Annotated in this window: 2 protein-coding genes, 2 rRNA genes and 1 riboswitch (2 of these 5 only partly in view); all 4 genes read left to right on the top strand. The window is 52.7% G+C overall.

What is annotated here, in order from left to right:
• Positions 1-442: ribosomal RNA gene (locus CBW65_RS00050) — 23S ribosomal RNA — on the top strand (it extends 2,486 nt beyond the left edge of the window).
• A 226-nt stretch (positions 443-668) separates the two neighbouring features.
• Positions 669-760, top strand: a riboswitch (cyclic di-GMP riboswitch).
• Between the two features lie 105 nt (positions 761-865).
• Positions 866-2,044 (top strand): ATP-grasp domain-containing protein, encoded by a 1,179-nt coding sequence (locus CBW65_RS00045; RefSeq protein ID WP_087455025.1) that lies wholly within the window; start codon positions 866-868, stop codon positions 2,042-2,044.
• Between the two features lie 40 nt (positions 2,045-2,084).
• Entirely contained in the window at positions 2,085-3,776 is a 1,692-nt protein-coding gene (locus CBW65_RS00040; protein ID WP_087455024.1) for a methyl-accepting chemotaxis protein, read from the top strand.
• Positions 3,777-4,135: 359 nt separating this feature from the next.
• Positions 4,136-5,000: ribosomal RNA gene (locus tag CBW65_RS00035) — 16S ribosomal RNA — on the top strand (it continues 682 nt past the right edge of the window).

Below are 5,000 nucleotides of genomic sequence, written 5' to 3'. Positions count from 1 at the left end.
TATCTCCCCAAGAGTCCACATCGACGGGGAGGTTTGGCACCTCGATGTCGGCTCATCGCATCCTGGGGCTGTAGTCGGTCCCAAGGGTTGGGCTGTTCGCCCATTAAAGCGGTACGCGAGCTGGGTTCAGAACGTCGTGAGACAGTTCGGTCCCTATCTGCCGTGGGCGCAGGAAGTTTGAGAGGAGTTGTCCTTAGTACGAGAGGACCGGGATGAACCGACCGCTGGTGTCCCGGTTGTGGTGCCAACCGCATCGCTGGGTAGCTATGTCGGGAAGGGATAAGCGCTGAAAGCATCTAAGCGCGAAGCCCACCTCAAGATAAGACTTCCCACACGGTCAACGTGGTAAGACCCCTTGTAGAAGACAAGGTTGATAGGCTGGAGGTGGAAGCGCCGCGAGGCGTGCAGCTGACCAGTACTAATCGGTCGAGGGCTTATCCTAAGTAAGTCCAACACTCACTATCTGTCGCATCCAGTTTTCAAGGTACACGTACTGAAAGACCTGATCTTAAACGGATCGGGTCTTTTTTTATTCCTCGCAAAAGGGAATTTTTAGTTGGTGATCATTTAATATGAATTTTCAGTTATTCAAGTCTGCAATGTTTTTATTGAAAAGTTCGGTGAAATGCGATAATGTGTAACTATACCAGCAACTACAAAGGTGTAAAAACGACAAATGGCAAACCCACTGAAAGGTGGGGACGCAAAGCCACGGGTCTAAGGTGTTGACTCACAACACTATGACAGCCGGGTTGCCGAACTTTTCCACGGTGGAATCTACAGACAATTTCACTCCGGAATTGTCTCTTTGCTGTCCCGTGCTGAAAAACCTTCGGCGAATCCAAACAAATTGGAGGAGTCAAAGATGTTAGTACTCGGTCAAGCGTACGTTTCTCCCTACCTGGCAGAAACAGCAGCACAGCTCAGAATTCCAGTAGTTAAGACTTCAGCGCATGTTCCGGTTCCGACTGACAAGAAGCTGAATTGGAGATCGGCAAATACTTTTTTCCGCACTTATAAGAATCGTACTGCACCGCTCTTGAGCAACTCGGAAAACGCGTTGCAGGCGGTGGAGAACTACTTGCCGAATCATCCGCTGGTGGCGCGCAACGAGCGCTTTAAAAGCAAGACGCAATTTCGCAAAATGCTGGCAGATCTCTTCCCGGATTTCACGTATCGCACGTATACGTTTGATGAGTTGATGAGACTGTCGCCGGCACAGCTTCCGTTCCCGATCGTGGTCAAACCGGCTGTCGGCTATGCAAGCCTTGGTGTTTACCGGGTGGCCGATGAGCGGGAATGGGCGGATGTGCGCGTTCGCCTGATGCGTGATGTGCGAGAGGCGCGTGACCTTTTCCCGGACTCGGTGCTTAACGTGGAGCACTTCATCGTTGAGGAGTGGATCGAGGGTGAGGAATACGCGATTGACGGGTACATCAATGCGCAAGGCGAACCGGTAATCCTGAACGTGCTCAAACGCATGTTCGCTCACGCCGGCGACACGTCCGACCGGATTTACTACACGAGCAAGCAGGTTCTGCAAGAAGCGATACAGCCAGTCACCGAGTTTATGGGGCAATTGGCACAGCTCGATGACCTGCGCCAGTATCCGATGCATTTGGAAGTGCGGATCTCCTCAACCGGCAAATTGATCCCGATTGAAGTGAATCCGCTTCGGTTCGCCGGAATTGGCACCTGCGATTTGGCGATCCATGCGTACGGACAAAATCTGTACGAGCACTTCTTCAAACAGACCACACCGGACTGGGACCAAATTCTCGAATCGCAAGACGATGCGGTATACAGCTTTTTCTGCGCCGAATTGCCTGTAGAATCGAACACGCTCAAGATCGCGACGATCGACGACGAGGGTTTCCGCAGTCAATTTGCAGACGTGATGGAGTACCGTGTCATGCATCGTTATGATCCAACCACGTTTGCGGTTGTGTTCTACCGCAGCGTTGATTTGGAAGAGAACAAACGACTGCTTCATCTGGATCTGAATCAGTTTATCAGCATGCGCAGCATGGAGGTCTCCGCATAGGGCGTGAGACTTTGCAATCAGTAATGGGGGGAAATTGGGTTTGAAATTGTTGAGATGGAATCATTCGATCGGCAGGCAAATTTCGTTTGCGTTTGTCGTGCCGCTGCTGTTGCTGACACTTGTGTTTCTCGGGGTGCTGTACCAAACCACCATGAGCATCGTGAACGACCATGTAATCACACAATTTGAACAACGCCTGGAACTGAACATGACCAATCTGACCGGCACGATTCCGGAAGAACTGGTGACTGCCGCGCTTACGGACAAGTCGAAGTACCAGGAACTGCTGACCAAACTCAATGACTTCACCAAGCAAAATGAGGGTCTGCAAAATGCATACGTGATCGCCAAAGTAGACGGTAAAGATGTGGTCCTTGCCCTGAGCAATGACGACATGTACTTGGAAGAGCTGGCATTTACGCCGGAGCAAAATCAGGCGCTTGATCAAAATGCGCAGACGGTCAGTGAGATCTATGAGGATGACTGGGGCGTGCACAAATCGCTGTTCATGCCGTATGCGAGTTCCAATGCTGTTGTCGGGATCGACATGGACGCTTCCTTCGTAAACAACCTGAAGCATTATATCTTGGTACTCAGTGTCGTGTTCCTGGTTGCTGCGATCATCATCGGCGGTGCAATCGCGTTTATCGTGGGCAATCGCTTGTCCCGTCCGATCATCGCCCTGGTCAAACACACTAAGCTGGTGGCAAAAGGCGACCTGACGACCTCGATGACAAACAGCCGTCATGATGAGATCGGTCAACTGGCCGACAGCTTTGAAGAAATGCGTCAAAGCTTGGCCGGCATCATCAATTCACTGCATCAAGACTCGATTGTGCTGGAGAACTCCAGTGCCACGCTGCAAATCGCGCTGACCGAACTGTCGGCTGGCTCGCAGCAAGTGGTGACGGCGATCACAGCAGAAGCGCAAGCGGCCGACGACCGTTCCGATCACTTGGAGACGGTCACAAAAATGGTGCACAGCGTCACCGACTCGGTCACTGTAGTCGACAAGCAGGTCAGTGAGATGGCGATGCTGTCGGAAACGGCACAGTCTCTGTCGCAGCAAGGGAACGATCAGGTGCAGCATATCGCAACGCAGATGAATGAGATTCAAATCTACGGGGCGGAAACGTCTTCGAAGCTGCAGCGACTCGACCAGCGTACGAAGGAGATCTCCAACGTTATTGGCATCATCCGTACGATCGCTTCCCAGATCAACATGCTCTCGCTGAATGCAACGATTGAAGCAGCGCGGGCCGGGGAGAACGGAAAAGGATTTGCCGTTGTCGCCCAGGAGATTCAAAAGCTGGCCAATCAGACGAACGACTCTGTTGCGAGCATCATCGAAAGCGTCCAAGTGATCACCGATGAGACGGTTACCGTCTTGGAGTCGAACGCAAAGAGTTCCGAAGAGATTGAAAAAGGCGTCGCGCTGATCATGGAAAATGGCCGCTTGTTCGAAAGCATCCAAGCATCGGTCACCAGCCTTGCGAGCGGTGTGACACACATTGTGGAGCATACCGAAGGCATTGCGCGCTCTGCGGCACAGACCTTATCGGCCGTGCAGGAGGTCACCGCGATTTCGATCGAAAGCGCGGCTGCGCAACAAGAGATCTCTGCGACTTCCCAGCAGCAGTACTCGTCGATTCAGCAATTGGATCAGATGAGCGGGCAGATCCAGGAGATGGCGCAAGAGTTGGGCGTATTGATCAAGCAGTTCAAAGTATAAGTGAATGACCGAGAGAGACCGAGTCTGCAGAAGCTCGGTCTTTTTTCTTGCGGAGATCTGCGAATGTTTGTTTGGATTTGTTTCATGGGCGATGTTGAGGCAGGCCTGCGTCGTGTGTTAAGATAAGTCCTGTCGCCGCGAGAGAGCGGTGATGAGATTCTTGAAAAAATTACCTGTTGAGCTTCTAGGCGCAACGTGGTATATTAGTAAACGTCGCTTCGGCGGCATGCGGTGGAAGCCCAACTAAGAACGCGACGTCCTGTCGCAACGTTGGACAATGTACATCGTGTACTTGATCCTTGAAAACTAAACGAGTTTTACAGAGATCTGATGCGAGTCAACATACAAGCTTTCTAACTTTTATTGAGAGTTTGATCCTGGCTCAGGACGAACGCTGGCGGCGTGCCTAATACATGCAAGTCGAGCGGACTGATTCGGAGCTTGCTCCGAAGATGTTAGCGGCGGACGGGTGAGTAACACGTGGGCAACCTGCCCGACAGACCGGGATAACGCTTGGAAACGAGTGCTAATACCGGATAGGCTTCTCCTTCGCATGAAGGAGAAGAGAAAGAAGCTTTCGCTTCACTGTCGGATGGGCCCGCGGCGCATTAGCTAGTTGGTGAGGTAACGGCTCACCAAGGCGACGATGCGTAGCCGACCTGAGAGGGTGACCGGCCACACTGGGACTGAGACACGGCCCAGACTCCTACGGGAGGCAGCAGTAGGGAATCTTCCACAATGGGCGCAAGCCTGATGGAGCAACGCCGCGTGAATGATGAAGGCCTTCGGGTTGTAAAATTCTGTCTTCTGTGAAGAACAAGTGTGAGAAGAGAATGCTCACACCCTGACGGTAACAGAGGAGGAAGCCCCGGCTAACTACGTGCCAGCAGCCGCGGTAATACGTAGGGGGCAAGCGTTGTCCGGAATCACTGGGCGTAAAGCGCGCGCAGGCGGCCATTTGCGTCCGGGGTGAAAGCCCAAGGCTCAACCTTGGGATTGCCTTGGATACGGGATGGCTTGAGGATCGGAGAGGCAAGGGGAATTCCACGTGTAGCGGTGAAATGCGTAGAGATGTGGAGGAACACCTGTGGCGAAGGCGCCTTGCTGGCCGATTTCTGACGCTGAGGCGCGAAAGCGTGGGGAGCAAACAGGATTAGATACCCTGGTAGTCCACGCCGTAAACGATGAGTGCTAGGTGTTGGGGGGTACCACCCTCAGTGCCGA

This window comes from Tumebacillus avium (genome assembly GCF_002162355.1).
GTDB lineage: Bacteria > Bacillota > Bacilli > Tumebacillales > Tumebacillaceae > Tumebacillus_A > Tumebacillus_A avium.
The sequence above is the reverse complement of the archived record's forward strand: the minus strand, read 5'-3'. Positions and strand labels throughout refer to the sequence as shown.